Below are 26,642 nucleotides of genomic sequence, written 5' to 3' on the forward strand. Positions count from 1 at the left end.
TTTACAACTGTCTGATACGATTCAGCAGATGAATCGGAGACAATTCTCCTTGGTAATTGTAATCCACATCGAGACGCTCTCTGATAAAATCAAGATCGATATCGTCTGGCTTTTCAAAAACTTTAATGTATTTGGGGTTATAATATGGAGAGTTTACGACACCCTTCCAGTTGGTATAAAACTTCTTGTTATACATAACAGCCTCCCAGAATCGTAATGTGCAGGAATGAGCATCGCCTTTCAGTACCTCTAAGATGCAATTAGCCTCAAGTTCCCTTCGCAGCATCTCATTTCTTTTCAAGAACTTATCCGCATATATAATTGTAGACGGATTCAGACGGTCTGATTTCCTTACATGACAAAGATACAAATAGCTGTTGATATCGTTAGCTGCAAATTTCCGATATAAACCATTTACCATGCCTGCTCTGTCTTTTGCTTCTGCGATAAAAGAAATGTCATACTTGCATTTTACAGCAGGAATATCATCTGACTTTGACATATACACAGGCGCATAGGTCAGGCCATATGTTGGTACGTCGTATATGTTGTCATAGCTCAGGATAAGATCAAAGATCCGTTTTGCCTCTTCTATTTTGAATTCTTTGTTTCTTTGAGTGTTACTCATGACGGTGTCGCGCATCAGCAGTATCAGCTTCGTCTGAGGAAACATCTCCTTGATAAGCCCCAGCAAGGTGTTAGTATACCAACTGGTGACCATAGCGATTGTCTGTGTGTCTGAGTCTATGTGCTGGCGCAGGAACGTCTTCCAGATGAGTTTTTCAAGGGCCTTCGTCCTGTTCTTGAGTTTACCAAACAGTAAGTGGCAATACTGGCTGCTGATCAGTTTGCTTTTGTGCATGCGATCCCTGTATATGACTATGCAATCCTGCTGATTTTCCAGATCTTTCATCAGGATATGGCCTTGATCGTAATTATGATCCAGGAAAACGTGTTTCATATCTTTTTACCTTTTAAAGTGTAATACAGGTCGAACAGCAATGGAGACAACCTGAATAGTAACCATTGTGCCGCCTGTTTTTTTGAGAATCTTTTGGGAACATGAAAACCGCATCGGAGAGTGCGATACAAGAATGTATAGTTCGCATCAGAGAAATCTCTCTTTTTCCTGATAAGATACCACAGGGCGAAATGCTTAATCCGATAATCTAGGATCTCAGAATGATATCCCCATGTCCCAAGGTCACGATATCGTTGTGAGTTCAATCTGGCTCTGTCATTCAGTACTTTGGGTGATACGAAGGTCGTGATGCTATCAGGACGGACACAGTAGTGATACAAGGCATGGTCAAGGAAATATGTACATGACGATTTGCAGACCAGTTTGTATGTTGTCCCAGTATCTTCATATACGAATCCTTCAGGGTAGGAGATATCGTCAAACAAACTCTTCCGATAGATCTTATTCCATGCGGCATTCCCTTCGTTCTCAAGTATGATGTCAAGGGCTTCTTGAGTGGTCTTATACCCTTCTTTAAACCCTTTCAGGACTTTTGTCTCTTCTTTCTCCGGATTGAGTCCTCGTACCTTGATATGATTGAACATCACTAAATCTGCCTGATAGCGTTCTGCACACTCATACGCATCTCTGCAAAAGTCATCGTGTACCCAGTCATCGCTATCTACAAACATGAGGTAATCGCCAGAGGCATTCCTGATGCCAAGATTTCTTGCTGCGGAGAGACCTTTGTTCTCGGCATGATGAAACACCTTAAACCGTTTATCTATCGTCGCATACCTCTCACAGATATCACCACATCTGTCTGGAGAAGCATCATCGATTAATATGAACTCTACGCCAGACAGGCTCTGTCGGTACAGACTGTCAAGGCAGCGCTTAAGATATGGCTCAACCTTATAAACAGGGACAATCACTGTGACTGATATGTTCATGTCGTCATGTCCCATATTCTCATTGCCTGTCATGCGAGTGTACTCTGTTGAATCTGGGGTTGTTGTGTAAATTGTGACCTATGATGTGGATTTTCTTCCTGTCATATCCTAGTTTCCAGATGAGATAAGGCAGACTTAGCTGGTCTCTTGTTGAATACTTCTGGTACTCAACCCACCATTCCTCCATCAGACGACGAGTTGGCTCATCATGATGGTTTCTGATGAGGATGGAGTTCTCATACAAACCATAATGGCGTGGGAACCCTTCTTTCTTATATGTCGCAATCTGTCGCTTGGCCGTTGCCTTATCTGCTTTCCTAAGATGGATCACACGGACGAGCTCATCGTAAATACAATCTCTTGTGCGATGATAGTGAATCCCCAAGGACTGATCGCCCATCTCTTCAATCAGTGGCAGCAGGGAATCAGCAATCTCGATATTGCCGTCAATATATATCGTATAATCATAGCCTGACAGAAACTTAAAAGGCAGCATCTTGATTTCTCGATTTAATTGAGTGGGGGAGAGTTCCTTATATTCCTTGAATTGAGTGATATCAACTTTTTTCCATTTAGAATGGCTCGGACATTCCCCATCTGTAAACGCATAATAGTCAATACCTGTATCTAGGAAAAGCGGCTCTGCTAAACTTTCATAATGCCCTGTGATACATGTGTATACTGCGATCTTCAGTTTTGTTGTGTCTAAACGAGACGAAGGGATTTCTATATCGAGATTCCCATCTGTAGAATAGTGCGTGATTCCATATAGATACTCTTTTAGATAGCGCAGGAAATCACTAATCTGACCTCTTTTTATATAGCCAATACTCGTCCGAATGAAATTTTTTCCAAGGAGGTATGTAATTATTCTCATCTGTGAATTCTGCCTTTGTTTATAGTATCGTCAATTCTCAAAGCTTGATTTCTTCGGATGAATCTTTTCAAAGGCTGAACGAATTCTGTTCTTGGCTTCTTCGAAATCTGTAATCTCATCACTGTCGTTGATACAGATAATCTTCTTTTTCTGCTGTAGGATGCTGGTCGTGACCTCCGAGATATTGCTATCGTTTATCAGATAGTATTGACCACTTTTCTGCACAGGATAAGGTGAAAAGGTGTTGGAGGCCAGCTGCCAGTATCTGAGGACCCACGGGGCGACATTGCCATAGTTCCGAAACTTGTTCTTACTCGTCCGTGTCAGGTCTTCCTCGCAATTTGCCCACACCTCCTCGAAGGTTCGTTTCAGATAGCTATATGGCAGGTGTGGGTTGACGAATCCCACGAACTCATCCTTTCTGATAATCGTGCAAAGTAGGTTTAACAGTGACTGACGCAGATAGGTAGCGTTAAACCACTTGAACGGGCTGTTTTTCACTACCTCCCATTTATTGAAGTGCTCATTGATGAGCGTTTTGGCCAGTAATACTGATGCTCCGTACATCCCACTGTGGATGTTCACAGTCATGCCCCCCAAATCACAGGGAAGTCCATCCTTAAAGAATCTTTCTGGTGTTACGTGGTCAATCAGGAACATGTCGTCGTTGAAATAGACGAAATGGTCAGATAGTTCTTCTATCTTATATAACCAATACTCTAACGTTGAACTACTGAATGTTGGAAGATACTCGGCTGGTATAAAGTCGGCGTGCTTGACAATCCTCAGTTTCGGATGTGCGGTGTTCAACCATTCGGGCAGGTGCCCGCAGGTGACGAAGAAGATGTGATTCACCCATGGGGCGAACGTCTCCACACCACGGAACCAGTATCTGAGTGTCTCCCAATCTCTGAATCTTGAGTCGTCGATTTTCTTATGCTCTAATGCGGCATAGTGGTCGCGCTCTTTCCTCCATACAGGGTCGTTTCCATCGACCCAGGTGATCACAAAGTCTATGTTTTTGTTCATACTCTCCATTTGTGATATAAAGTATTTTTCCCAATAGCATAGCTAGAAGACAAAGTAAATCTCTTCGGCAGTGCTCAAGGCTTTGTGAGCCTTATTCTTTTGGTTCATCATATAATCTGCTGATATCTACTACTTGCTGGTTGGTACTCACCTGTACCATCTCAGCTTTTAATGCTTGCTCTATCCCTTCCGCGATAGCTTCAGGTGTGAAGTCTGTTATATATCCATTTGTTCTTCCACTCATCTGTTCAACGCCGCAGAAGTCAGTACATACGATTGGGTTGCCAAAGCATAAGGCCTCACCGAGTGTGATACAGAAGCTCTCATAAAGGGATGGCTGGACATAGATATCGCAATCTTTCATAAAACGATAAGGATTCTCCTGCTCACCAAGAAAAACAAGATGATTTGTTACTTTCTCTTGTTGGGCTAGCTTCATGCATTGCCTATAATACTTATTACCGACTTCTCCACCGATGATATACCATTTCACATCATGGTGTTTGTCTAATAGTATCCTCAAAGCACGTATGGCTAATAATATTCCTTTTTGTGGTTGGAGGCGCCCAACTGTTAGCAATCGACGGCCTTGATAGGCATCGCAGAAAGTGCTGCCCGCATTCGCTTTTTCCAAGATTTCTCCAACAGGTATGACATTACGGATTACGAGCGTCTTCTGCTTCATCTGCGGGAAAGCTTCGTTAAAACGGATCTTGGCTTCTTCTGATACGGCAACGGCATGGTCGATGTCCTGATGCAATCTCTCCACGATCTTATATTTAAGGCGCTCTCGGGGCAAAGACAGATCTTCATGGATCCAGATGCATTTCTTCTTGGCTTGAATCCTGTGACACAGATACCAGACAAACTCACTTGGAATACTCCTAAAGGCAATGGCGAGGTCATAACACTCGTCGAGCCTTGGTGTATGACAGTACTTGTTTCGGCAAAACCAGTAGTTGTCATGAGTGATTTTGCCGTATGCCCATGATAGAAGAAACAGAAAAGCATCAAACCAACGGAATGATCTTAGCATGGAGCGAACTGTCTCAATGTTCGACAATGCTGGTAATGTGTGTATCTGTATGTCTTGTGGGATATACTTCATTAAAGCGCCTTGTCCCTCAAAGAGGCCAAGATGTACCTCATAGCGGTCAAAAGGGAACACACTCAGGAGATTCACGAATGCTTTGCCTGTTCCTCCAATTCCCGCTATTGACATCAGGAAGAAGACACTTCTCTTCTCGTGTGACTTACTTTTTCCCATATCGGTATTTTATCATCAGGTATGCCAATGGACGGCAATAGTAATATAGCCAGATGGTCTTATTGTATTTCGTAAGCGTGTGCATCTTTGAATGATGCTTTCTTTTGAATTCTTTAAGATCCCCCATGATACGGGGGTAGTCGGGATCATTTTCTAATAATGCCCATCCGTTAAGCATCTCTCTAAGGGCATGGGCTATCTGCATGTCTGCATACTCTGGGTATTCTGACTGCAGGAATTCTATGGGCTGTTTGTAGGCCGCAATCAGGTCTTTGATGGTCTTTGCGTTGAATCGTTTCGACGTGATGCTGTTCTCACGTGTCACGTAATGGTATAAGATCGCTTTTGTGGCATATATCTTATCTGCTTTGTGGACCAGTTGATATGTCACACAGATATCCTCATAGGTTCTTCCTACAGGAAATCTCACTCCATCGAAAAGTTTTCTTACGAATAATTTGTTCCAGGCAAAATTGCGGATAACACTCTTTTTACATATTAGTTGTTTGATGACTGCTGCTTCCTCTATCTCTGAGGAGGAATTGACTGATACGAGGGTGGTTTCACCAGTAGGAAGCAGCCAACAGAAGCCGAAGCATACGATGTCGGCATGTTGTTCTTCTGCAATCGTGAGAACGGTCTCGCAAGCTTCAGGCTCTATCCAGTCGTCGCTGTCGACAAACTGGATATAGTCGCCTTTCGCGATGTCAAGTCCTGCATTCCTGGCGGCAGACAGCCCTCCGTTCTTTTGATGAATAACCCTTATTCGTGAGTCTTTGCCTGCATACTCATCACAGATGGCTCCACATCGGTCAGGACTTCCGTCATCGATAAGTATGATTTCAAGATTCTTGTATGTCTGGTTGATGATTGAGTCAATACACTTCTCTAGGTATAGCTCAACTTGATAGATAGGAACGATAATTGATATTAGGGGGGCTATCATATTATGTTGTGTTATTCGTTTTTCACGATCTTTCCATAGATGATCCGCAAATTGATGAGAACGTGCGGCGCATGATGGTATAGAAACGTATTTAGCTTCTGTTTGATTCCATCGTCGAAAGAAAGGGAGGGGGCCGCCTCCCTTAGGATATCAACGACCTCATATCGTTCTGGCATTGTTTTAAGTTTGGTTGTCATCCATAGGTTATAGCAAAACGAGGCGTATATGTCGTTTTTCAGCTTTCGTTCTAGTTCGGGTTTGAGATTCAGTTTGGTCAACTCCCAAGTCTTGGCAATGGCAATTGATATTTCTTTCCCTTTTTTAACATCGTGGGAGGAGGAGGCAGCAAAGGGGCGATGCTGCCTGTAGATGTTTAATAGCCATGATACTCTCAGACATTTCCTCGCTTTTAGATAGCACTCATGGGTGAAAGGTACGTCCTGACAACGAATACCAGGGAAAAATGTCAGATGATGCCTCAGAAGGAAATCTCTCCTGAACAGGGTTCGCCACACATAGCACTCGTGTGGGTTCAAATCCTGAAGGAACAGCTCTTCGCCAGTCTTCTCTATGGACGTCCCGTCTTTCTGCACAATCGAGTCAAACGGGTACTGATCCATCTCCTTGTCGTCAATCCTCAGGAAGTCTGCTACCACTATATCGGCTTTCGATGAGAGTGCTTTCTCAAGAAGGAACGGCAGACTGTTGGTTACCAGCATGTCGTCGGAGTCGGGCATGAGAATGTACTCTCCTCTGGCCCTGACTATGCCGTTGTTGCGGGCGACAGACAGTCCTTGATTCGTTTGGTTGATAACAGTGATGTTAGAATGCTGGTCGATGATGTCGGTAATCATTTCCATGCTCTGATCCTTTGTACCGTCGTTGACGATGATCAGTTCGAAGTCTTTGTCTTTTAGTCCTTGACGGAATACGCTCTCTATGCAAGGACGTATGTATCTCTCGACTTGATAGACAGGAATGATGATGCTCAGTGGTACATCATTCTCTTTTTGTGAAATAGTAGGCATATCATGATTGTTTTAGGATTTTTGTTTTGATATGGTTAGTGACTTTCTTACGCTCATTTTTCTGAAGCCCAAGGTAATAGATTGAAAAAACGGTCAGCAACAGGATGAAGGCCAGATGGCAGAGATGCCATAGCCTCGAATCGGTCTGTATCTGAGAGGTAAGAATCATGCAAAGGATGATAGGGATGCTGGCGATGAGGGGCGGGAGATAGCTCTCACGGCAGAAACGCAGCACAGGGAAATGGAGGATGCGATGCATCAGATAGATCTGCGAGATGCGCCAGAAAATATCGGCAATCAGGAAGACTATCAATAATGAATAGGCTGGATAGCCAGCTTTAAGGATGATGAAGCCGACAGGGATGCATGCTAGTGTCACGATGCTATATGTCATCTTGAACTTGCTGATCTTGCCGGAGGCGTTAGCTACATGGGTGAGCCCGCCATCGGTGACGGAGACAAAGACCATCAGCAGGATGATCTGGCAGAACACCAAGGCACCTTCGGGCACCTTGATCAGCCATAGGTGAAGGATGAAGTCTAACTCTGCCCACAAGGGGAAAAAGGCTAGCATCATCATGAGGATACAGTACTTGCAAATACGATTGGTGAGATAGTATACTCGTTCCATGTCGCCGCCACTGTAACTCTGAGTCATCTGGGGCGCTGCCGCATTCTGGATATTTCTCGCAAAAGGTGAGATGTTGCGCTCAATAGTCTTGCCAACGGCAAAGGCTCCGTTCACCACGGTGCCGAAGAAGAAATTGATCAGAAGCATACTTCCCTGATTCCTACCCATATAGGCGATGGAGGTCAAAAGATTGTAATAGCTGAAGATGAGTATCTCTTTATAGATGCCCCATTCCTTGATGAAACGCCATCTGACAATATCAGGCCATCGACGATAACAGTAATAGTGGTAGATGACAAATGATGCCAGGGTGGTAAGTCCCTCGATGATGGCAAAGGCTCCAATGCGATTGCCGTCGTAGGTGAGTAGCCAATACAGGAGGATGAGCTGCACTGCCTTTACCGAGATGGCTACTACGGCCGTAAAGAGAAACTTCTCAGCTGCATTGAAAAGACTGGAGAAGGGTACGTTGAAGATGCCTAGGCAACAGACTATTGTTGCCACTTGAAAGGCGAACATTGCTGTCCCCTCCTTGCCTGCTTCCGCATTCAGGTAATGATGGATATAGTAGATACCGCCTACTTCCAACAGGAGGAACAGGAAGACCGCCATCGCGATATGCAACACATGGCATACATTGAAGACACGGTTGAGGTCGCCGTCTGGCTTGCCCCTCTCCACGTTGATATAACGAACGGTTGTGCCTCCTAGTGAACTGGAGATAACCGTGAAGAGAGCAACGATACCGCCAACCACGCTGTACAGACCGAAGTCGGATACACCCAAGGCTTCAAGGGCCAGTCGTGAGGTGTACAGTCCTAGAAGCACCCTGATCGCCAACTGTCCATAGACCACCAACGTGTTCTTGGCAATCCGCTTGTTGCCACTCTGGTAATTGCTTTCTAGTCTGTTCTCAGATGAGTTCATGCAAAATCTTAGGGTCACCCTGTCCTCTGAAAGGGCGTGTAAATAGTCCAGATGTGCAGCCGGTCTCTCTTTGATGACCATTTTCCTGATGCATCAAGGAGAGACCTGAGGCTGTCGTGTTATTTGACTCCGACAATCTTTGTCTTGGGCTGTTCTTTATTACGACGATTGACGACGGTGACAACGGCCTGTGCGAGGTTAATGAAGGCCTGGCCTGTCATGGTGTCGACTTTCAAGGCAGCGGGCTCACCAGCATCGCCGCTCTCACAGATACTCTGTACGATGGGGATCTGGGCCAACAGGGGTACACCCATCTCTTGTGCCAGATTCTTGCAACCTTCTTTTCCGAAGATGTAATAGCGGTTCTCGGGCAATTCTGCAGGAGTGAACCATGCCATGTTCTCGATGAGGCCGAGGATAGGGACGTTGACCTTCTCGTTGCGATACATGTCTATGCCTTTACGGGCATCGGCCAGGGCAACGGCCTGCGGTGTCGACACAATGACGGCACCAGTGATTGAAAGGGTCTGCAATAGTGTCAGATGGATATCTGAGGTGCCAGGAGGGGTGTCGAGGATGAAATAGTCGAGTTCGCCCCAATCGGCATCAGCGATGAGCTGCTTTAATGCACTCGTGGCCATACCACCGCGCCAGAGTGTGGCAGTGGTCGGGGAAACGAAGAAGCCGATGGAGAGTAGCTTAACACCGTATTTCTCAATTGGGCAGATGAGGTCGCGGCCGTCGACATGGACGGCATAAGGGCGTTCATCTTCGACATGGAACATCTTGGGCATCGAAGGACCGAATATGTCTGTGTCTAAGAGGCCAACTTTGTAGCCGAGACGTGCCAAGGCAATGGCGAGGTTGGCTGAGACGGTGCTCTTGCCGACACCGCCCTTACCACTGCTTACGGCGATGATGTTTTTCACACTTGGCAATAGCTTCTCTATTTCTGGGCGGGGTGCTGACTTAAACTCGGTGGCGATCTCTACATCGACGTCGGTCGCCGGTTCTTGGTTGTCAGTTGCATGCTGCCGACAGTGGTATTTGATGGCAGCCTCTGCTGCCTTGACGGTCGACTTCAGAAAGGGATCGGTATCACGTGGGAATACCAGTACCACCTTCACCTTCCACGGATCTCCTTCTTGTGAGGGCGCTGCTACGGATGGGGTATCAGCCACCATGTCACTATCTACAAGATTCTTTTTCGTGCCGGCATACGTCACTGTTGCCAGCGCATCCATAATTAGTTTGGGATATAACGTCATTCTTTATTTTGTGTGTGTTTATTTCTCTTTGAAACCTGTAATCTTTTGCCAGTTCTTGTTGGCTACGTATATGGGCAGACTCCCCTTGGGTATCAGATAGGTGGGCGAGGTGCCTTTAAAGGTGCTGTTGGTAATGGTTGGCGGTGCCGGGGTGTTGAGGATAACCTCGCGCAAGGAGGCACATTTCGCAAAGGCCGATCCGCCGATCTTCTTCAGTGCTGTTGATAGCTCGGCCGTGGTGAGCATGATACATCCCGCAAAGGCGGAACTGCCGATCGTGGTGACTGCCACGGGCACCTTGATACTGGTCAGCGAAGCACAATTCTCAAAGGCATTGTCACCAATCGACAGAAGGGCGACAGGCAGAGTGATACCGCTCAAAGCAGAACAGTCTTGGAAAGCCTTGTTGCCGATCTTCTTGACAGAGGTCGGCAGATTGATCACACGTAAATTCTGGCACTTCCTGAACAGATCGCTCTCCACCTCTGTGATAAAACCGTTAACTGCGACGCTGTCAAGACTGGTACAATTCTCGAAAGCGCTCGAACCGATACTTTTTACCATGTTTGGTATGCTGACCTCTCTCAGGGAGGCGCAATTCTCGAAAGCATGGTCGCCAATCTTCGTAAGGGCGGTGGGAAGTGTGATCTGCGACAGACTTTTACAGTCGTCGAAAGCACGACTGCCGATGATTTTTACATTGGCAGGGATGGTGATGTCACTTAAGGTCGAACAGCCACGAAAAGCGCTGGCGCCAATCTCGTTAAGGTGGCCCTGCAGGATGACAGTAGCCAGTGAACTGCAGTTCTTAAAGGCACTGCTACCTAACTTGGATATCTTGTCGAAGGTGGCAGATCCTAAAGCCTTGCAGCCCTCGAAGGCACTGCTGCCCACATTGTTGACGGAGGCCATTTCGATGGTCGACAGACTTGTACAGTTTTCAAAGGCGGAACTGCCAAGTTCATTGACAGACTTCGGGAGGGTGATACCTGTCAGATTCTTACAGTCGCGGAAAGCATTGCTGCCAACAGACTTCAAACGATCAGGCAGGGTGACGGCAGTCAGATTCTCACAACCGCGGAAGAGATCTGTCCCTAATTCCTTTACATCTTCTGGTATCACAATGGCTGTGAGTGCCTTGCAACCCTCAAAGACCCCGTTGCCCAGTGTCTTCAGATTGGCGGGCAGGCTGATTGATGAGAGTTTCTCACAATCCTCAAAGGCTTCGTTCTCAATGGTCGTTACCGTTTCTGGGATAGGAATAGCTGTCAGACTCACACATTTCTCAAAACAGTTCTTACCGATAACGGTTGTTGTGTTTGGTATGAGCACTTTGGTGAGCATCTTGGCTCCAGAGAAGAGACCACCGGGTAACTCGTCGTTCTTGGTTTTGATACCCTCCTTACCTCCCATGATTCTTGCCTCAGAGAGGTCGATGGCCGTGACGAGGCACTCACCAGGATTTTTCTTGTTGGTCTTGGTGCGGTTCACAATCTGTTGAAGCAACTTGATGTCGGCACCATTAAGTGGTCCGCTGATCTTCAATTCTGCGATCTTAAAGCGCTGAGCCTCTTCAATCTTGGTGGATAACTTGCCGACACTGTCGACGGACACCTCAAGTGATTTCTGTGCCATGGCTAGCAGAGGGAGTGCTGCCACGAGGATGGTCATCAGTCTTTTCATAATAGCTGTCTTTTATTTCGCTTTGTCGAGTGAACTTCTTTTGGAACGGTGGTATGAACGATAGTCGTCAAGCTCGATCTCAACATCGGGCTCTTCGAGTTCTCCGGTTCTGAGCAGATGCCATTTCATATACTTGATGTTCAGACCACGCGCGATCCACATCGACTCATAGTAGGTCTGAATAGAGAGAATCTTCTTCGTCGCATCGTCTATGCGCTCATCATGGTACAGGTCTTCCGTGCGGAAGACAACGGGCAACTGATTCTTCTCCACCATATATGTCGTGTAGGTGAAGAGAAAGTTGGAGTCGGTCTTGAGATGCACGATGCCGCCGTCAGTCAGAAACTTGCGGTAACGATTCAGGAAATATGTAGAGGTAAGGCGCTTCCGTGGGTTCTTCATCTGCGGATCAGAGAAGGTGAGCCAGATCTCCTGTACCTCGTCTTCGGCAAAGAAACGCTCAATGATTTCAATATTCGTGCGTAGAAAAGCTACATTTTTCAGTCCTTCGTTCAATGCCTGTGTGGCACCAGTCCACATCCTGGCACCTTTGATGTCTACGCCGATGAAGTTCATGTCGGGATAGAGTTTGGCCAGCTCTACGGTATATTCTCCCTTACCGCATCCGAGCTCAAGTACGATAGGATTCTGGTTGTGAAAATAGTCGTCGCGCCACTTGCCTCTCATTTCAAACGGCACATTGTCAATAACTGAGTATGGATACTGGAATACGTTCTCGTAATTCTCCATATCCGCGAACTTTGCTAGTTTTCCTTTTCCCATATTCTTAGTCTGTTTCGCCAGGGTATGAATATACCCTCGCGACTTTGTCGCAAAGGTACGAAAAAACTTGGATATATTTGGGTAAAAGCAAAAAAAAGTTTATATTTGCAGAAAATAACAATACAACTATCAAAAAAAGGTTATGGCAAATTACAAGATTCTTCCTCAACTGGGGTTTGGTGAGGCTGTCAGACTGGCTTCCAGTCGTCTATCGGTATTTAAGGGACGTAGTCGTCGTTCGGAGTTCTGGTGGTGGCTGTTGGTCGTCCTGGCATGTAACTTCATCCTTTCGACTTTCGTGACAGATATATTGGTTGGCTGTCTGCTTTCTATTGTGGTGATGTTCGCTGCCTTGTCGGTAACTGTGCGCCGCCTGCATGATACGGGTAGAAGCGGTGCGTGGGTTTATATCAGTTATGCGCTGGGTGCGGCAGGACAGATTGTAACAGGCACGTCAAGTGTCATGAATGACTATATCGAAATAGCTATGTCCGGAAATGTGGATAAACTCATGGCTTTTTTCGAGGATAATGCGGGCTCTTTCTTTTTGATTGTTCTTTTGGGAATTGCTTGGCTGTTATCTTGTCTGGTCGTGTTCTTCATGGTCCTGATCGACGGAAAACCCGAGCCGAACAAGTATGGTGAATCCCCGAAATATGTGTTAGTGGAATCGTAAAGGAAAGGGACATAAGAGAAAAAGAGAAGAGGCTCATTAGAGCCTCTTCTTCTGTTTAAATATTTCTCAATATTTCTGTGTTGATTGGTTTCGTGTAATATCGGTCCCTTAATCGATGACAACGGTTGTCCAACCGTGCTTGTCTTCGATCTCTCCGTATTGGATGCCGCGAAGCGTGTCGAACAACTTCTTCGATACAGGACCTGGTTTTTCTCCAAAGTCATATCGTTTGCCTGTCTCGAGATCGTCGATGTATGAGATCGGCGAGATAACGGCTGCAGTGCCACATGCACCAGCCTCCTCGAAGGTGTCGAGTTCCTCCTCAGGAATTGGACGGCGTTCTACCTTCATCCCCAGATCCTCAGCCACCTGCATCAGACTCTTGTTCGTGATAGAGGGCAGGATAGAGGTCGACTTCGGGGTGATATAGGTGTTGTTCTTGATACCAAAGAAGTTCGCAGCACCGCACTCGTCAATATATTTCTTCTCTTTTGCGTCGAGATAGAATTCGCAGGCGTAACCTTTTTCGTGTGCCAGGTTATTAGCGAAGAGCGAAGCGGCATAGTTTCCACCGACCTTATAGATACCTGTTCCGAGGGGAGCCGAACGGTCGTGATCCCTAACGATGACATAGGGGTTTGAGGCAAAGCCGCCCTTGAAATATGGACCCACAGGGGTTACAAAAATCAGGAAGCAGTATTCACTGGCTGGGTGTACGCCTACCTGTGCAGAGGTACCGATCAGTAATGGACGGATATACAGGGTGGCGCCACTCTCATAAGTGGGAATCCATTCCTGATTCAGGCGGACCACCTTCTTGACCATTTCGACAAATGTCTCTGTTGGCAACTCCGGCATCATGATACCACGACAGGTGCTCTGCAGACGGGCAGCGTTCTCCTCTACACGGAATACGCGTACTTTACCATCTTTGCAACGGTAGGCCTTCAGCCCTTCAAATGCCTCCTGTCCGTAGTGCAGACAGGTTGCTGCCATGTGCAGTTTCAGATACTCGTCGGAGCATACTTCAATCTCGCCCCATTTACCGTCGCGATAGTAGCAACGTACATTGTAGTCGGTCTTCATGTAACCGAAAGACAGGTTTGCCCAGTCCAGATTCTTCATTTCTTTAGTCCTTTAAAGTTTCAAATTAGGTGCAAAAGTACACAATTTACTGCACATCCGCAACTTTTTTGGTTAAAATCTTTTTAAATTGTTACTTTTTTCTTGTTGGATCAGTCTTTTTCCGATAGGATTTTCTTAATCTCCTCGTCGGTCTTGGTCAGTTTGTCCTTGCAGAGCTTAATGAGCTCTTGTGCGCGCTTGAGTTGTGCTGTCATCTGATCAATGTCCAACTCGTCATTCTCCATCCTGCGGACGATGTCCTGCAATTCGGCCATGGCCTCTTCATATTTGGTCTCTTTTTTCATTTGATGATAGATTTGATGGTTCCTTTTTCCAGTAGGGTCTCAATCTCGTCGCCCTGATGTAGTTGCTCCGAAGAACGTATCACCTTCCCCTGATGAAGGGTGATGCTATAGCCTCGTTTCAAGAGTAACCTCGGGTCGAGTCCTTTGGTCTTCTCCTCGATGAGTTGCAGACGATGACATTCAGAGAGCAGACGGCGTTCGATGAGCATTGGTAGGCGCTCCTCAAGTGCTGTTAGTCTGGAGCTAAGCGATGATGTTTTGTCACTGCAACAATGTGCGAGCCGACTGTATAGACTGTCGATGCGGGCCTCCTGATGGATCTTCACCGTGGAGAAGATGCGGGGGAGAGCGATGGCGATGGCCGACAGTTGATAGTTGGCTGTTGACAACTTCTGTTGTGCATAACGGGTCAGATGCTCCTGGGTGTCGTTAATGGTGTCTAGTATCTCTTTCAGATGTGAGATGAGCAGGGCAGCAGCAGCTGTAGGGGTCTTGACCCTGATATGACTGACCATGTCGACGACCGACTCGTCGCGGTCATGCCCGATACCGGTGATAATCGGCAGGGGGAAATTAGCTACGTTCTCTGCAAGCTCTAAGGCATCAAAGCCCGATAGGTCGCTGGTGGCACCGCCACCTCTGATGATAACCACACAGTCAAAGTCTACATGATTATAGATCTTCTCCAAGGCTGTGATAATACTCTGTGCTGTACCTTCACCCTGCATGATGGCGGGGAAGAGTTGTGTCTGGAACTGGAAGCCGTAGGGGTTGTCGGCCAACTGGTTGCAGAAGTCGCCATAGCCGGCAGCCGTCTCACTGGATATAACGGCGATATGCTGACAGAATAGGGGCAGTCGAAGCTCTTTCTGTAGGTCGAAGATACCGGCTTCCTTTAACTGCCGGATAATCTCTTGTCGCTTTCGTGCCATGTCACCCATCGTATAGGTAGGATCGATGTCAGTGACGATCCACGAGAAACCGTAGGCCTCGTGGAACTGCGGGTATACCCTGAGCAGCACTTTCATGCCGGCATGGAGTTGTTGTCCTGTGGTACGCTCGAAATACGGTCGTATGACCATCCATTTCGAGGCCCAGCATTTGGCTGAGGCCTTAGCAATAGGCACAGATCTGGTGGGCATGCCGAACAACCCCGAGTTCTTGGTCGTTCCCAAGGCGTCACCGTTCTCGTCGTATTGGATCAACTCCATGTAACAATGTCCTCTCGACTCCCGGCATTCCGACAGTTCGGCCTCTACCCAATATTCATTGGACATCTCACTCTCGATGACCTCCTTGACCAGTCGGTTGAGTTCGTATAGGGTTATAGGATCGTTCTTCATCTCTCCGTCATTTTCCCTACCATATATGCTCGCCAGAAATTCGGTATGCCGTAGCCACAGATATTGTCGGGCTTCTGGTAGTTGCTGCTGTTCTCCCTGATGAGTCGGATAATCTCAAGGGCCGTCTTATCAGGGAACGCCTGCCACAGACAAGCCGCCAGTCCTGCTACGGCGGGTGTGGAGAATGACGTCCCCATGTCTCTGGTCACTGTTCCTCTTCCGGAAATCAGTGCAGCAGGACTCCCTAAGGCCATTACGTCGGGTTTGACACGATTGTCTTGTGTCGGGCCGACACCGCTGAATGGGGCATTCTCCTTTTCTGTGTTCAGAGCTCCGACGGTCAGAATGTCATGGGCATCGGCAGGAAAGTCAATCTTCTTCCAGGGACCCATGCCTGCGTTGCCCGCCGAGTTGACGAGAATGATACCTTTCTTGGCCAACATAGAGGCTGACCGACTGATGAGTGCGGTTTGACCGTCAAGGTCGTGCTGGTGGTAATAACCGGGGTAGCCATCATACTCGTTGTAACCGAGACTGGAACTGATGATGTCTACGCCGACTGAGTCGGCAAACTCTGCCGCCATGGCCCAGTAGTCTTCTTCGACAGGCTGTTCTGTCTGCTGATCCTCACAGCGCAAAAGCCAGTAACGGGCGTCTGGGGCCGTGCCGATGAGCACCTCGGGCTCGTTGACTGCCATGGCTGATAGTACCTTCGTGCCGTGATCGGTCTCTTGGAAGAAATGTGTGCTATTGGGATAGACGAAATCCTTGGTCCCGATAATACCCGTGTGCTGCAGGGCTGGAATCGCATTGACGTTCTGGAAACCGCCGTCAAGTACAGCGATGGTCATGCCTTTTCCTCTCAGACCGATGCTGTGCAGACGATGGCCAGCCAGCATCTCTATCTGCTCACGCCCGTTACCATAGCTCTCGCCTTTGACGCTGTCCCAGGCGCAGAATGTCTCGCGAGCTGTAACCTTGTGAATCTTCCTTAGGATAGAGTCGGGCGATGTCCATACCTTCTTGGCATCGGCCACACAACCGAGTGTTGCAAGTTTTTCAAGAAGGGTCGTGTCATTGGAACGCACAAGAATCGTATTGTTCCATCGACTGGTTCCGATGATCGTCCATTCCGATGATCGTTTTGAGTTTTTTCTGGCCGTCTCATCGGATGTCTTCTCGAAAAGCCTTAGATAGGTGTTGCTCACGGGCAGGTCGGTCGAGTCGACTGCCAGTCCTTGTCTACGGCGGCGCTCTACTGCCTTGTGCGACAGCCATCTACTGGGATGATCAAGCGAGTAGGGGGAACCTTGTTTGTCTTTGAGTGTATACCTGTAGATATAGAACTTTCCCCCAGGATATCTCATCTTAGGATTGTTTCCTGCGTTTGCTGTCGTGTGGCATAGAAGCGCAAGCAACAGGAAGACGATGGACTTTGATAGACGGTGGAAAAGCATAACGGATGCAAAGGTACTAATATTAATTAAGAAATAAAAATATGATAAGGAAAAAACATGTTTTCCTTTTGCTTTTCGCTCATTTATTCGTATCTTTGCAACCGTAATATATGGAGAAAGAAAACAGAATGACAGATAATAAGCAGGCGGCGCTTGAGTTGGGCACGAAGCCCGTGGGCGCTTTACTATGGCAGTATGCCTTACCAGCCATGGTAGCGATGACCGCCTCAAGCCTTTATAATATCATTGACCGTGCATTTATCGGACAGGTGGTTGGTCCTGAGGCCATCGCCGGTCTGGGCATCACTTTCCCCTTCATGAACCTGTCGGGAGCCTTTGGTGCAGCCGTCGGTGTCGGAGCGTCTACATGTATCAGTGTGAAACTCGGACAGCGGGACTATAAGACGGCCGAACATCTGTTGGGCAATACCGTGACACTGAACCTGATTATTGGTTTCTTGTTCATGGTGGTCTGTCTGATCTTCCTGGAACCGATTCTCCGGTTCTTTGGAGCCTCCGACGTGACGCTGCCCTATGCCCGTGAGTTCATGCAGGTGATCCTTCTGGGTAATATGGTCACCCATATGTATTTCGGTATGAATGCGGTGCTCCGTGCTTCGGGAAAGCCGCGGCATGCCATGTATGCCGTCCTCTTTACCGTCGCGATGAATATCCTGCTTGTCATCACCTTCGTGTGGTGGTTCCGATGGGGCATCCGCGGTGCTGCTCTGGCTACAGTCACCTCACAGTCTATGGCACTCTGTTGGCAGATGTGGCTCTTCTCCAATAAGAAGGCACTGCTTCACCTGAAGAGGGGTATCTATAAACTGAAGAAAGACTTGGTCCGGAATATTATCAGTATCGGCGTGTCACCGTTCCTGATGAATGCTACGGCGTGCGTCATCGTGATCTTCATGAACAATCAGTTTGTACGCTATGGCGGCGATATGGCAGTGGGCGCTTATTCGATAGCCAACTCGATGGTGATGGTGTTCTTTATGTTTGTTATCGGCATCACCCAGGGCATGCAGCCCATCGTGGGTTATAACTACGGAGCCGAGAAGTTCGACCGTATGTTCCGTTGTCTGTGGCTTGCCATCGGTTGTGCTACGGCGATCTTGTTGATTGGATGGACATTGTCGATGCTCTTCTCCCGACAGATTGCACGGATCTTCACGACCGATCCCACGCTGCTTGATCTGGCGGCACGGGGTGTCAAGGTCAGTATGCTTGTGTTCTTTGTCGTAGGCACTCAGGCCGTCATCACCAATTTCTTCCAGTGCATAGGTAAGGTTAAGGTGAGCATCTTCCTCTCGTTGTCACGCCAGTTGTTCCTGTTACTGCCGATGGCATATATCTTCCCGATGTTCTGGGGACTGGATGGCGTGTGGTATGCAATGCCGGTGAGCGATTTCGGCTCGTTCTCGATGACGATACCGATGCTGATATGGTATATTAGAAAACTCAAAGCTTATGGGAAATATAATCATTAATGTGGGTCGACAACTCGGAAGTGGTGGTCATGATATCGGAAGAATGCTGGCTCTCGACTTCGGCGCAAAGTATTACGACCGTGAGCTGTTGAACCTGGCCGCAAAGGAGAGTGGATTCTCAGAGAAGTTCTTCGAGGAGAACGACGAACGGAAGGGATTCCTCAAAGGCCTGTTCAATGTGCAGACATCGCATTTCAGTGGAAGCAGTCTCTATAAGTCGAATTTCTCGCAGGAGAGTCTGTTCCAGTTTCAGAGCGATGCCATCAGGAAGGCTGCCGCTGAGAGCTCCTGCGTGTTTGTCGGGCGTTGTGCCGATTACGTGCTTCGCGATTTACCGAATGTGGTGAATATCTTTGTGACTGCCTCTATGGACTATCGCATCCGGCAGATTATGAACAAGCAGCATCTCGATGAGGAGGCTGCGCGGAACTATATCGAGAAACGTGAGAACCAGCGTGCGGAGTATTACAACTATTATACGGGCAAGAGATGGGGCTATGCGGCCAGCTATGATCTGTGTATCGACTCCAGCGTGTTAGGTATCGTGGAGACCGAGAAACTTATCGCGGAGTTTATCCGGAAACGCTTTAAGATATAATGTCGTTCAGCTAAGGGAAAAGGGATGAAGAGGATAGGAATCATAAGCGACACACATGCCTATTGGGACGATAAGTACGAATATTACTTCGATTCGTGTGATGAGATATGGCATGCCGGTGATATCGGTAGCGTTGAGGTGGCCGAACGACTGGCTGCTTTCCGTCCTTTCAGGGCGGTCTGCGGCAACTGCGACGGTGGCGACCTGCGTCTGATGTATCGTGAAGTGAACCGTTTCAAGTGCGAGGATGTGGATGTGCTCATCAAACATATCGGTGGCTATCCCGGTAATTATGATCCCAGCATACGCTCAACGCTCTTTGCCAATCCGCCGCAGTTGTTTATCACTGGTCACTCGCATATCCTGAGAGTGAAATACGACAAGACACTGGGACTGTTACATATCAATCCCGGAGCGGCAGGACAACAGGGATGGCAGAAGGACCGTACACTTGTTCGTCTCACCATTGACGGAAAGACATTCAAGGATCTGGAAGTCATCTCTTTAGGAGATAAATAAAGAATACTATCAATAAGATATGAGGACGATCGTTATTACAGGGGGTGCGGGCTTTATAGGAAGTCATGTGGTACGCCTCTTTGTGAACAAATATCCGGATTATCGCATCATCAACCTCGATAAGTTGACTTACGCCGGAAACCTGGCCAATCTCAAGGATATCGAGGACAAGCCCAATTATGAGTTTGTGAAGATGGATATCTGCGATTTCGATGCTTTCTACAAGCTGATGCAGGATAAGAAGGTCGACGGCATCATTCACCTTGCTGCCGAGAGTCACGTGGACCGTAGCATCAAGGATCCCTTTACCTTCGCCAGGACAAACGTGATGGGGACGCTCTCACTGCTGCAGGCAGCGAAGCTCTACTGGGAATCGCTGCCGGAGAAGTTCGAGGGAAAACGCTTCTACCATATCTCGACCGATGAGGTATATGGCGCTCTTGAGCTGACTCATCCCGAGGGCATAGAACCGCCGTTCACCACAACCGCCTCTTCATCGGAGCATCATCTGGCATATGGTGAGCAGTTCTTCCTGGAGACCACGAAATACAATCCGCACTCGCCGTATTCTGCCGCCAAGGCGTCGAGCGATCATTTCGTGCGTGCCTTTCACGACACCTATGGTGTGCCTGTGGTTGTGACCAACTGCTCGAACAACTACGGTCCGTATCAGTTCCCAGAGAAGTTGATCCCGCTCTTTATCAATAATATCCGCCACCGTAAGCCGCTGCCCGTCTATGGTAAGGGTGAGAACGTGCGCGACTGGCTCTATGTTGAGGATCATGCCCGTGCCATCGATCTTATCTTCCATCAGGGAAAGGTGGGAGAGACCTATAACATCGGCGGCTTCAACGAGTGGAAGAACATCGATATCATCAAGGTGTTGATCAAGACCGTCGACCGTTTGTTGGGGCGCAAGGAGGGCGAGGATATGGATCTGATCACCTTCGTCACCGACCGAGCTGGTCATGATCTGCGCTATGCCATCGACTCGACGAAACTCCAGAAAGAACTTGGTTGGGAGCCGAGCCTCCAGTTCGAGGAGGGTATAGAGAAGACCGTCCGTTGGTATCTCGACCATCAGGAGTGGCTCGACAATGTCACTTCCGGCGACTATCAGAAATACTACGACAGCATGTATGCCAACCGCTAGGTGAAGTGCGTTGCTGTCTCAAAATAATAATATAAATGTAGTGCCGTGTCACGGCAAATCTGTCATATGGATGCATTAACTCGCTCCCTCCACTCATTCCTGGTGCACATAGGTCTGAACCCTATGAGCATCACCCCTCAGATGGAACACTATCTGGAGCATCTGCTCTATCTGCTCCCTCCTGAGGAAGAAGAAGCCGTAACCCATTATTATGGTCTCTTCGGCTCCGAGCGTAAGTCACTTCAGGAGATAGCCTCTGACCTGGGCCTCTCTCAGGAAGACACGATGGCTCGTCTTGATCAGTGTGTCCGTAAGTTGGCCGTTACCCCCGAATGGCAAATGATTAAACAAATACAAAAGATATGAAGAAGATACTGCTTTTAGGCTCTGGGGAACTCGGTAAGGAGTTCGTGATAGCCGCTATGCGTGCTGGTCAGTACGTGATAGCTTGTGATCGTTATGATAATGCACCGGCCATGCAGGTGGCCGACGAGCGTGAGGTGTTTTCAATGCTTGATGGCGATGCCCTAGAGGCGGTTGTCAACAAACACAAGCCCGACATCATCGTGCCAGAGATCGAGGCCATCCGCACGGAGCGCCTTTTTAAGTTTGAGGAGCAGGGCATCCAGGTGACTCCCTCTGCCCGTGCCGTGAACTTCACGATGAACCGTCGTGCCATCCGTGATCTTGCCTCCAAGGAACTAGGTCTGCGTACGGCCAAGTATTTCTATGCGAAGACCTTCGAGGAGTTCAAGGCTGCAGCCGACGAGATAGGCTTCCCCTGTGTGGTGAAGCCTCTGATGTCATCATCTGGCCATGGTCAGAGCTACGTGCATAACGACGGTGAGTTGGAGCAGGCTTTCAAGGATGCGATGGAAGGCTCTCGTGGTGATGTGAAGGAAGTGATCATCGAGGAGTTCATCGACTTCGACTCGGAGTTTACCTTGTTGACTGTCACCCAGAAGAACGGTTGGCCTACACTGTTCTGCCCGCCGATCGGACATGTGCAGAAGGCTGGCGACTACCGTGAGTCATGGCAGCCGTATAAGATCTCCGATGAGGCCCTGAAACAGGCGCAGATGATGGCCGATAAGGTGACGAAGGCCTTGACAGGTGCCGGTATCTGGGGTGTGGAGTTCTTCCTGACGAAACAGGGTGAGGTGATCTTCTCCGAGCTCTCTCCCCGTCCGCATGACACTGGTATGGTCACGCTCGGACATACCACGAACCTCAGTGAGTTTGAACTGCACTTCCGTGCCGTGATGGGACTGCCTATCCCTGCCATCCATCTGGAGCATGCCGGTGCCAGTGCCGTGATCCTCTCGCCGAAGGAGGCCTCCACACCGGTCGACCGTTCGCTGCTCGACTATAACTTCGACGAGGCTCTGAAGGAAGACCGTACCCGTATCCGTATCTTCGGTAAGCCGGAGGCTCATAAGGGTCGTCGTATGGGTGTCGTTCTCTGCTATGGTGAGGTTGGCGACGATGTCAACGCTCTGCGTGATAAGGCTAAGCGTCTTGCCAAGACGGTCTTAGGCACCGACCCCTATGAGAAGTTTGGACATTAAGATTATCGATCTACCGAGGATAACGGACCCCCGCGGTAACCTCACGGTTGCCGAGGGGACCGATATGGTGCCTTTCGACATCAAGCGTGCCTATTGGGTGTATGACGTGCCAGGCGGCGGTTGCCGTGGCGGTCATGCTCATAAACGGTTGCGTCAGTTCATCATCGCCGTCAGCGGCTCTTTTCATGTGACACTCGACAATGGCTATGAGCGGAAGACGGTCTTGCTGAACCATCCGTGGCAGGGCCTGCTGATCGACACGGATATCTGGCGAACGCTCGACGATTTCTCTTCGGGAGCCGTCTGTCTGGTGCTGGCCTCCGAGCACTATGAGGAGGAAGACTATATCTACGATTATGATGAGTTCCTGAGGTACGTGGGATGTTCGAGATAAGACGATATCATAACGGCTTGAGCGACGCGTGGAACGAGCTCGTCGCACGGTCGAAGAACGGCACGTTCCTCTTCGACCGTCGTTATATGGATTATCACAGGGATCGTTTCCTTGACTGTTCGTTGATGATCTACGATGCCAAAGGCCTCTATGCCCTGCTGCCTGCCAACCGACAGGACGGTGTGCTGTACTCGCATCAGGGACTGACCTACGGTGGCCTGATTACCGATGAGCGTGCTTCGGCAGCCGGTATATGTGAACTGTTCTTGGAACTCAACGGTTGGCTGCGTTCGGAAGGGATCCGGCGAGTGGTGTATAAGCCTGTGCCTTGGATCTATCACCGCCTTCCTTCCGAGGAGGACCTCTATGCGTTGTTTGCCGTCTGCCATGCCCGACTGGTGGGGCGCGATCTTTCGTCGGCTCTGATCCCGAAGGCACCTGCCAGATGGAGTCACGGTCGCAGGTATGCTGTCTCCGAGGCTCGGAAGAAGGGCGTGTGCGTGGCGCCGAGCGATGACTTCTCTGCTTTCTGGCCTCTGCTGACACGTAATCTGCAGACAAGGTATGGCGTGTCGCCGGTACATACTCTGGAAGAGATGCAGCGGCTTCATGCCCGCTTTCCTGAACGTATCCGACTGTACCTGGCTTCTGCTGAGGAGGAGGTCGTGGGCGGAACCATACTCTATTTGTGCGACCGTGTGGCGCATGCCCAGTATATCTCGGCCAGTGAGAAGGGGAAACAACTGCATGCGATCGATGCTTTATATGAACAGATATTGAGGCACGATTATACCGATATGCCGTTCTTCGACTTCGGGAAGTCAACGGTGGGCAGCGGCTGTGACCTGAACGAACAACTGGTATTCCAGAAGGAGGGCTTTGGTGCCAGGGCTGTCTGTTACGATACATACGAGTGGACACTATGATCAAGTATCTGGACCTGAAACGGATCAACGACCTGCATGATGCGGAGATACGACAGGCCGTCGGTAGGGTGCTCAACAGTGGCTGGTACCTGAAGGGGGAGGCCACGCAGCAGTTCGAGAGTCACTACGCATCGTTCATTGGCAGCCGCTATTGTGTCGGCTGTGGTAATGGACTCGATGCGCTGACTATGATCTTCCGCGCTTATATGGAGTTGGGGGTGATGAAGGAAGGCGACGAGGTCATCGTGCCGGCTAACACGTATATCGCCAGTATCCTGGCCATCACGGCTAACAGACTGAAACCGGTATTGGTGGAACCTGACATCAATACTCTTCAGATTGATGATGCCCTGATAGAGCGTGCCATCACAGAACGTACCCGTGCCGTCATGATCGTTCATCTCTATGGGCGCTGTGCCTATACGGAGCGGATAGGGGAGATCTGCAGGAGACACGGTCTGAAACTCATCGAGGATAATGCTCAGGCGCATGGCTGTGTGACGTCTCATGGCTCCCGTCGTACCGGATCCCTGGGCGATGCAGCCGGTCATAGCTTCTATCCGGGAAAGAACCTTGGTGCCTTAGGTGATGCCGGGGCTGTGACGACCGACGACAAGGAGCTGGCACGTGTCGTGGCGATGCTGGGCAACTACGGCGCTTCCGGAAAATATGTCTTCGACTGCAAGGGACGTAACTCCCGGATGGACGAGATCCAGGCGGCTGTGCTCGACGTGAAGCTGCGCTATCTCGAGGTGGAGAACGACCGCCGCAGGGAGGTGGCTGCTATATATTATAATAAGGTGAGCAACCCGCTGATACATATTCCCGCGTCCGACAGGGATAGTGTCTGGCATATCTTCCCCGTCTTCTGCGAACGTCGCGACGAGCTGCAGCGCTATCTCCTGGAGAATGGTGTAGAGACGCAGATACATTATCCGATACCTCCGCACAAGCAGCATTGTTATCGTGAATGGGCTCATCAGTCGTATCCCATCACGGAACAGATTCATGCCCAGGAACTCAGTCTGCCGTGTAATCAGGCGCTTCAAGACGAGGATATCAACTTGATCATCGGCTTTCTTAATCGTTTCTCATAGGATTTGATGGTCGCTCCGACAGGGCCTCTGTCTGTCAGGAGGTATGTCTTTAAAAGTAAAACAACTTGTTTTACCTTGTAAGGGATGCCTGATATGTGTGTAAAGAATGCCTTCCATGAAGGTAAAACAAGTTGTTTTACTTTTGCGATGATGCCTACTCTGGCAGTAAGAGTACGGTCGCACTTCTGGCAGCCTGCGCTCCCATCACCAAGACTTTCATGTTTTCAGTGTCGTATTAATAGATTGTTATTGGGGAAAAATATAGTGAAAAAGTTCCAAAAATACAAATAATTGGGTATTTTATGATTCTGTTTGATGCTTTATTAAAAGTAATTGCTTACCTTTGTGGCATCATATTTGCAGTAATGCTAGTGTAAAAACGAAAAAAATGAGACCTATGAATTATAATGAATTGAATTTCGATGGCATGACTCGTGAGCAGGAGCTTTCGATGTCGGCGGCCTTTCCTGCCTTGATGCGGAAAGTGTATGTGTGGATGACGCTGGCGTTGGTGATTACCGGCGTAACAGCGTATGGTGTGGCAACAAGTCCTGGCTTGCTGTCGGCAATAGCTACTAACAAGCTCCTGTTCTGGGGACTGATTATCGCGGAGTTCGGACTTGTCGTGGCTATCAGCTCTGCTATCAACAGACTGTCGCTGACTACAGCCACGCTCCTTTTTGTCTTGTATTCCGTGATTAACGGCGCAACGTTGTCGTTCATCTTCGTGCTCTACACCATGTCGAGCATCGCCAGCGTGTTCTTCATCACAGCTGGTACCTTCGCGGTGATGGCACTGATCGGATATACAACGAAGACCGATCTCTCTTCGATGGGAAAGATCCTCTTCATGGCTCTCATCGGACTGATTATCGCTACGATCGTGAACATTTTCCTGAAGAGTTCTCTCATGGAGACCGTCGTGAGCTATATCGGTGTCCTGATCTTCGTCGGACTGACGGCGTACGACTCTCAGAAGATCAAACAGATGTTGATGATGGCTCCTGATGCCGGAGAGGCTGCACAGAAACTGGCACTGCTGGGTGCACTCTCTCTCTATCTCGACTTCGTGAATCTCTTTATCTATCTGCTCAGGATTTTCGGGCGTCGCGAGTAATCAATCGTCGCTCGTACATAAGTAATATAATAGGAAGGGGACTGGGGCTTTCGGAAGCTTCAGTCCCCTTCTTGATGGAGAATAAGTGTAAAAATGTCAATAAACACGAAAATCTTTCATCTTTCTGCATTTTTTCTTCTCTAAAATTTGGATGGTATCAAAATTTGTCGTACCTTTGCATCCGCTTTCGCCTAAAAATCCAGGCTGAGGCAAAAAAAAAAGAGTTCTTTGAAAGATTTACATAGACAGAAGTAGTACAAGAAGCGAGAGCATTGTAGTGATGCTCTTGGGTAGAAGAAACGAACCGTTTATTCTTTTAAACAAACACTTGATACTGGATAGTCGTTCTGAGACAGATAACATTCCGTAAGGGATAAAGATATTTTTTACAGTGAAGAGTTTGATCCTGGCTCAGGATGAACGCTAGCTACAGGCTTAACACATGCAAGTCGAGGGGCAGCATTATCGAAGCTTGCTTTGATAGATGGCGACCGGCGCACGGGTGAGTAACGCGTATC

The 26,642-nt window shown here is 48.5% G+C and carries 26 protein-coding genes and 1 rRNA gene; 12 read left to right on the plus strand and 15 right to left on the minus strand.

Annotation, left to right across the window (positions count from 1 at the left end; all coding sequences use genetic code 11):
• Position 1 precedes the first annotated feature (1 nt).
• The 11 genes from BLU99_RS09765 to trmB all read right to left on the minus strand — a co-directional run bounded on the left by BLU99_RS09765 (position 2) and on the right by trmB (position 12,353).
• Positions 2-961 carry a WaaS/CpsH family glycosyltransferase gene (locus BLU99_RS09765; protein WP_091901550.1) on the minus strand — a complete coding sequence of 320 codons (960 nt, stop codon included), beginning with the start codon at positions 959-961 and terminating at the stop codon, positions 2-4.
• Positions 958-1,947: a glycosyltransferase family 2 protein gene (locus tag BLU99_RS09770; RefSeq protein WP_091901553.1), complete on the minus strand. Its 990-nt coding sequence runs from the start codon at positions 1,945-1,947 to the stop codon at positions 958-960. The genes BLU99_RS09765 and BLU99_RS09770 overlap by 4 nt, the downstream gene beginning before the upstream one ends.
• The gene (locus BLU99_RS12310; protein ID WP_176771110.1) at positions 1,934-2,410 is read right to left on the minus strand and encodes a glycosyltransferase domain-containing protein; all 477 of its coding nucleotides are present in this window, start codon (positions 2,408-2,410) and stop codon (positions 1,934-1,936) included. Before BLU99_RS12310 ends, BLU99_RS09770 begins: the two co-directional genes overlap by 14 nt.
• A 411-nt stretch (positions 2,411-2,821) precedes the next feature.
• The gene (locus BLU99_RS09780) at positions 2,822-3,820 is read right to left on the minus strand and encodes a stealth family protein (RefSeq protein WP_176771111.1); all 999 of its coding nucleotides are present in this window, start codon (positions 3,818-3,820) and stop codon (positions 2,822-2,824) included.
• Between the two features lie 91 nt (positions 3,821-3,911).
• On the minus strand, positions 3,912-5,087 hold the full coding sequence (locus BLU99_RS09785; protein WP_091901558.1) for a glycosyltransferase: 1,176 nt from the start codon (positions 5,085-5,087) through the stop codon (positions 3,912-3,914).
• The gene (locus BLU99_RS09790) at positions 5,074-6,033 is read right to left on the minus strand and encodes a glycosyltransferase family 2 protein (RefSeq protein ID WP_091901560.1); all 960 of its coding nucleotides are present in this window, start codon (positions 6,031-6,033) and stop codon (positions 5,074-5,076) included. The genes BLU99_RS09785 and BLU99_RS09790 overlap by 14 nt, the downstream gene beginning before the upstream one ends.
• A gap of 11 nt (positions 6,034-6,044) precedes the next feature.
• Positions 6,045-7,061 carry a glycosyltransferase gene (locus BLU99_RS09795; protein WP_091901562.1) on the minus strand — a complete coding sequence of 339 codons (1,017 nt, stop codon included), beginning with the start codon at positions 7,059-7,061 and terminating at the stop codon, positions 6,045-6,047.
• A gap of 1 nt (position 7,062) precedes the next feature.
• Positions 7,063-8,619 carry a lipopolysaccharide biosynthesis protein gene (locus BLU99_RS09800; RefSeq protein WP_091915492.1) on the minus strand — a complete coding sequence of 519 codons (1,557 nt, stop codon included), beginning with the start codon at positions 8,617-8,619 and terminating at the stop codon, positions 7,063-7,065.
• A gap of 119 nt (positions 8,620-8,738) precedes the next feature.
• Positions 8,739-9,887 carry an Mrp/NBP35 family ATP-binding protein gene (locus tag BLU99_RS09805; protein ID WP_091901565.1) on the minus strand — a complete coding sequence of 383 codons (1,149 nt, stop codon included), beginning with the start codon at positions 9,885-9,887 and terminating at the stop codon, positions 8,739-8,741.
• An 18-nt stretch (positions 9,888-9,905) separates the two neighbouring features.
• The gene (locus BLU99_RS09810; protein ID WP_091901566.1) at positions 9,906-11,570 is read right to left on the minus strand and encodes a leucine-rich repeat domain-containing protein; all 1,665 of its coding nucleotides are present in this window, start codon (positions 11,568-11,570) and stop codon (positions 9,906-9,908) included.
• Positions 11,571-11,582: 12 nt separating this feature from the next.
• Positions 11,583-12,353 carry a tRNA (guanosine(46)-N7)-methyltransferase TrmB gene (gene trmB / locus BLU99_RS09815; protein WP_091901568.1) on the minus strand — a complete coding sequence of 257 codons (771 nt, stop codon included), beginning with the start codon at positions 12,351-12,353 and terminating at the stop codon, positions 11,583-11,585.
• Between the two features lie 142 nt (positions 12,354-12,495).
• Between trmB and BLU99_RS09820 the strand changes: the two genes are divergently transcribed.
• The gene (locus BLU99_RS09820; RefSeq protein ID WP_091901570.1) at positions 12,496-13,029 is read left to right on the plus strand and encodes a DUF805 domain-containing protein; all 534 of its coding nucleotides are present in this window, start codon (positions 12,496-12,498) and stop codon (positions 13,027-13,029) included.
• A gap of 108 nt (positions 13,030-13,137) precedes the next feature.
• Here BLU99_RS09820 and BLU99_RS09825 read toward each other — a convergent pair whose 3' ends face one another.
• From BLU99_RS09825 to BLU99_RS09840, 4 genes are all read right to left on the minus strand, one after another.
• Positions 13,138-14,154, minus strand: a complete 1,017-nt coding sequence (locus BLU99_RS09825) for a branched-chain amino acid aminotransferase (protein ID WP_091901572.1) — start codon at positions 14,152-14,154, stop codon at positions 13,138-13,140.
• Between the two features lie 110 nt (positions 14,155-14,264).
• Positions 14,265-14,459, minus strand: coding sequence for an exodeoxyribonuclease VII small subunit (gene xseB / locus BLU99_RS09830; RefSeq protein WP_091901574.1), 195 nt, complete (start codon positions 14,457-14,459; stop codon positions 14,265-14,267).
• Positions 14,456-15,802: an exodeoxyribonuclease VII large subunit gene (gene xseA, locus BLU99_RS09835; protein WP_091901576.1), complete on the minus strand. Its 1,347-nt coding sequence runs from the start codon at positions 15,800-15,802 to the stop codon at positions 14,456-14,458. The genes xseB and xseA overlap by 4 nt, the downstream gene beginning before the upstream one ends.
• Positions 15,799-17,169: a S8 family peptidase gene (locus BLU99_RS09840; protein WP_255397541.1), complete on the minus strand. Its 1,371-nt coding sequence runs from the start codon at positions 17,167-17,169 to the stop codon at positions 15,799-15,801. The genes xseA and BLU99_RS09840 overlap by 4 nt, the downstream gene beginning before the upstream one ends.
• Positions 17,170-17,387: 218 nt before the next feature.
• On the opposite strand from BLU99_RS09840, the gene BLU99_RS09845 reads away from it, so the two are divergent.
• From BLU99_RS09845 to BLU99_RS09895, 11 genes are all read left to right on the plus strand, one after another.
• Complete coding sequence (locus BLU99_RS09845) at positions 17,388-18,752, plus strand: MATE family efflux transporter (RefSeq protein WP_255397542.1); 1,365 nt, start codon at positions 17,388-17,390, stop codon at positions 18,750-18,752.
• Entirely contained in the window at positions 18,733-19,350 is a 618-nt protein-coding gene (locus tag BLU99_RS09850) for a cytidylate kinase-like family protein (protein ID WP_091901583.1), read from the plus strand. Before BLU99_RS09845 ends, BLU99_RS09850 begins: the two co-directional genes overlap by 20 nt.
• A gap of 24 nt (positions 19,351-19,374) precedes the next feature.
• A complete protein-coding gene (locus BLU99_RS09855; protein WP_091901585.1) occupies positions 19,375-19,869 on the plus strand; it encodes a metallophosphoesterase family protein in 495 nt (164 codons plus the stop codon).
• A 19-nt stretch (positions 19,870-19,888) separates the two neighbouring features.
• Positions 19,889-21,022 (plus strand): dTDP-glucose 4,6-dehydratase, encoded by a 1,134-nt coding sequence (locus BLU99_RS09860; RefSeq protein ID WP_091901588.1) that lies wholly within the window; start codon positions 19,889-19,891, stop codon positions 21,020-21,022.
• Positions 21,023-21,088: 66 nt separating this feature from the next.
• The gene (locus tag BLU99_RS09865) at positions 21,089-21,388 is read left to right on the plus strand and encodes a sigma factor-like helix-turn-helix DNA-binding protein (protein WP_144006127.1); all 300 of its coding nucleotides are present in this window, start codon (positions 21,089-21,091) and stop codon (positions 21,386-21,388) included.
• Positions 21,385-22,590, plus strand: coding sequence for a formate-dependent phosphoribosylglycinamide formyltransferase (gene purT / locus BLU99_RS09870; protein WP_091901592.1), 1,206 nt, complete (start codon positions 21,385-21,387; stop codon positions 22,588-22,590). The genes BLU99_RS09865 and purT overlap by 4 nt, the downstream gene beginning before the upstream one ends.
• Positions 22,571-22,984, plus strand: a complete 414-nt coding sequence (locus BLU99_RS09875; protein WP_176771112.1) for a sugar 3,4-ketoisomerase — start codon at positions 22,571-22,573, stop codon at positions 22,982-22,984. Before purT ends, BLU99_RS09875 begins: the two co-directional genes overlap by 20 nt.
• Positions 22,972-23,910 carry a GNAT family N-acetyltransferase gene (locus BLU99_RS09880; RefSeq protein WP_091901594.1) on the plus strand — a complete coding sequence of 313 codons (939 nt, stop codon included), beginning with the start codon at positions 22,972-22,974 and terminating at the stop codon, positions 23,908-23,910. The genes BLU99_RS09875 and BLU99_RS09880 overlap by 13 nt, the downstream gene beginning before the upstream one ends.
• Complete coding sequence (locus BLU99_RS09885; protein WP_091901596.1) at positions 23,907-25,007, plus strand: DegT/DnrJ/EryC1/StrS family aminotransferase; 1,101 nt, start codon at positions 23,907-23,909, stop codon at positions 25,005-25,007. The genes BLU99_RS09880 and BLU99_RS09885 overlap by 4 nt, the downstream gene beginning before the upstream one ends.
• Positions 25,008-25,404: 397 nt before the next feature.
• Entirely contained in the window at positions 25,405-26,124 is a 720-nt protein-coding gene (locus tag BLU99_RS09890) for a Bax inhibitor-1/YccA family protein (RefSeq protein WP_091901639.1), read from the plus strand.
• A gap of 388 nt (positions 26,125-26,512) precedes the next feature.
• Positions 26,513-26,642 (plus strand): 16S ribosomal RNA (locus tag BLU99_RS09895); the annotation flags it as partial.

Source organism: Prevotella sp. lc2012, assembly GCF_900107065.1.
In the GTDB taxonomy this organism is placed as follows: domain Bacteria; phylum Bacteroidota; class Bacteroidia; order Bacteroidales; family Bacteroidaceae; genus Prevotella.

Excerpts from the sequence above, each read along its gene's own strand:
- BLU99_RS09765 (WP_091901550.1), bottom strand. The coding sequence starts at position 961 with ATGAAACACGTTTTCCTGGATCATAATTACGATCAAGGCCATATCCTG.
- BLU99_RS09770 (WP_091901553.1), bottom strand. The coding sequence starts at position 1,947 with ATGACAGGCAATGAGAATATGGGACATGACGACATGAACATATCAGTC.
- BLU99_RS12310 (WP_176771110.1), bottom strand. The coding sequence starts at position 2,410 with ATGCTGCCTTTTAAGTTTCTGTCAGGCTATGATTATACGATATATATT.
- BLU99_RS09780 (WP_176771111.1), bottom strand. The coding sequence starts at position 3,820 with ATGAACAAAAACATAGACTTTGTGATCACCTGGGTCGATGGAAACGAC.
- BLU99_RS09785 (WP_091901558.1), bottom strand. The coding sequence starts at position 5,087 with ATGGGAAAAAGTAAGTCACACGAGAAGAGAAGTGTCTTCTTCCTGATG.
- BLU99_RS09790 (WP_091901560.1), bottom strand. The coding sequence starts at position 6,033 with ATGATAGCCCCCCTAATATCAATTATCGTTCCTATCTATCAAGTTGAG.
- BLU99_RS09795 (WP_091901562.1), bottom strand. The coding sequence starts at position 7,061 with ATGCCTACTATTTCACAAAAAGAGAATGATGTACCACTGAGCATCATC.
- BLU99_RS09800 (WP_091915492.1), bottom strand. The coding sequence starts at position 8,619 with ATGAACTCATCTGAGAACAGACTAGAAAGCAATTACCAGAGTGGCAAC.
- BLU99_RS09805 (WP_091901565.1), bottom strand. The coding sequence starts at position 9,887 with ATGACGTTATATCCCAAACTAATTATGGATGCGCTGGCAACAGTGACG.
- BLU99_RS09810 (WP_091901566.1), bottom strand. The coding sequence starts at position 11,570 with ATGAAAAGACTGATGACCATCCTCGTGGCAGCACTCCCTCTGCTAGCC.
- trmB (WP_091901568.1), bottom strand. The coding sequence starts at position 12,353 with ATGGGAAAAGGAAAACTAGCAAAGTTCGCGGATATGGAGAATTACGAG.
- BLU99_RS09820 (WP_091901570.1), top strand. The coding sequence starts at position 12,496 with ATGGCAAATTACAAGATTCTTCCTCAACTGGGGTTTGGTGAGGCTGTC.
- BLU99_RS09825 (WP_091901572.1), bottom strand. The coding sequence starts at position 14,154 with ATGAAGAATCTGGACTGGGCAAACCTGTCTTTCGGTTACATGAAGACC.
- xseB (WP_091901574.1), bottom strand. The coding sequence starts at position 14,459 with ATGAAAAAAGAGACCAAATATGAAGAGGCCATGGCCGAATTGCAGGAC.
- xseA (WP_091901576.1), bottom strand. The coding sequence starts at position 15,802 with ATGAAGAACGATCCTATAACCCTATACGAACTCAACCGACTGGTCAAG.
- BLU99_RS09840 (WP_255397541.1), bottom strand. The coding sequence starts at position 17,169 with ATGAGATATCCTGGGGGAAAGTTCTATATCTACAGGTATACACTCAAA.
- BLU99_RS09845 (WP_255397542.1), top strand. The coding sequence starts at position 17,388 with ATGACAGATAATAAGCAGGCGGCGCTTGAGTTGGGCACGAAGCCCGTG.
- BLU99_RS09850 (WP_091901583.1), top strand. The coding sequence starts at position 18,733 with ATGGGAAATATAATCATTAATGTGGGTCGACAACTCGGAAGTGGTGGT.
- BLU99_RS09855 (WP_091901585.1), top strand. The coding sequence starts at position 19,375 with ATGAAGAGGATAGGAATCATAAGCGACACACATGCCTATTGGGACGAT.
- BLU99_RS09860 (WP_091901588.1), top strand. The coding sequence starts at position 19,889 with ATGAGGACGATCGTTATTACAGGGGGTGCGGGCTTTATAGGAAGTCAT.
- BLU99_RS09865 (WP_144006127.1), top strand. The coding sequence starts at position 21,089 with ATGGATGCATTAACTCGCTCCCTCCACTCATTCCTGGTGCACATAGGT.
- purT (WP_091901592.1), top strand. The coding sequence starts at position 21,385 with ATGAAGAAGATACTGCTTTTAGGCTCTGGGGAACTCGGTAAGGAGTTC.
- BLU99_RS09875 (WP_176771112.1), top strand. The coding sequence starts at position 22,571 with ATGAGAAGTTTGGACATTAAGATTATCGATCTACCGAGGATAACGGAC.
- BLU99_RS09880 (WP_091901594.1), top strand. The coding sequence starts at position 22,972 with ATGTTCGAGATAAGACGATATCATAACGGCTTGAGCGACGCGTGGAAC.
- BLU99_RS09885 (WP_091901596.1), top strand. The coding sequence starts at position 23,907 with ATGATCAAGTATCTGGACCTGAAACGGATCAACGACCTGCATGATGCG.
- BLU99_RS09890 (WP_091901639.1), top strand. The coding sequence starts at position 25,405 with ATGAATTATAATGAATTGAATTTCGATGGCATGACTCGTGAGCAGGAG.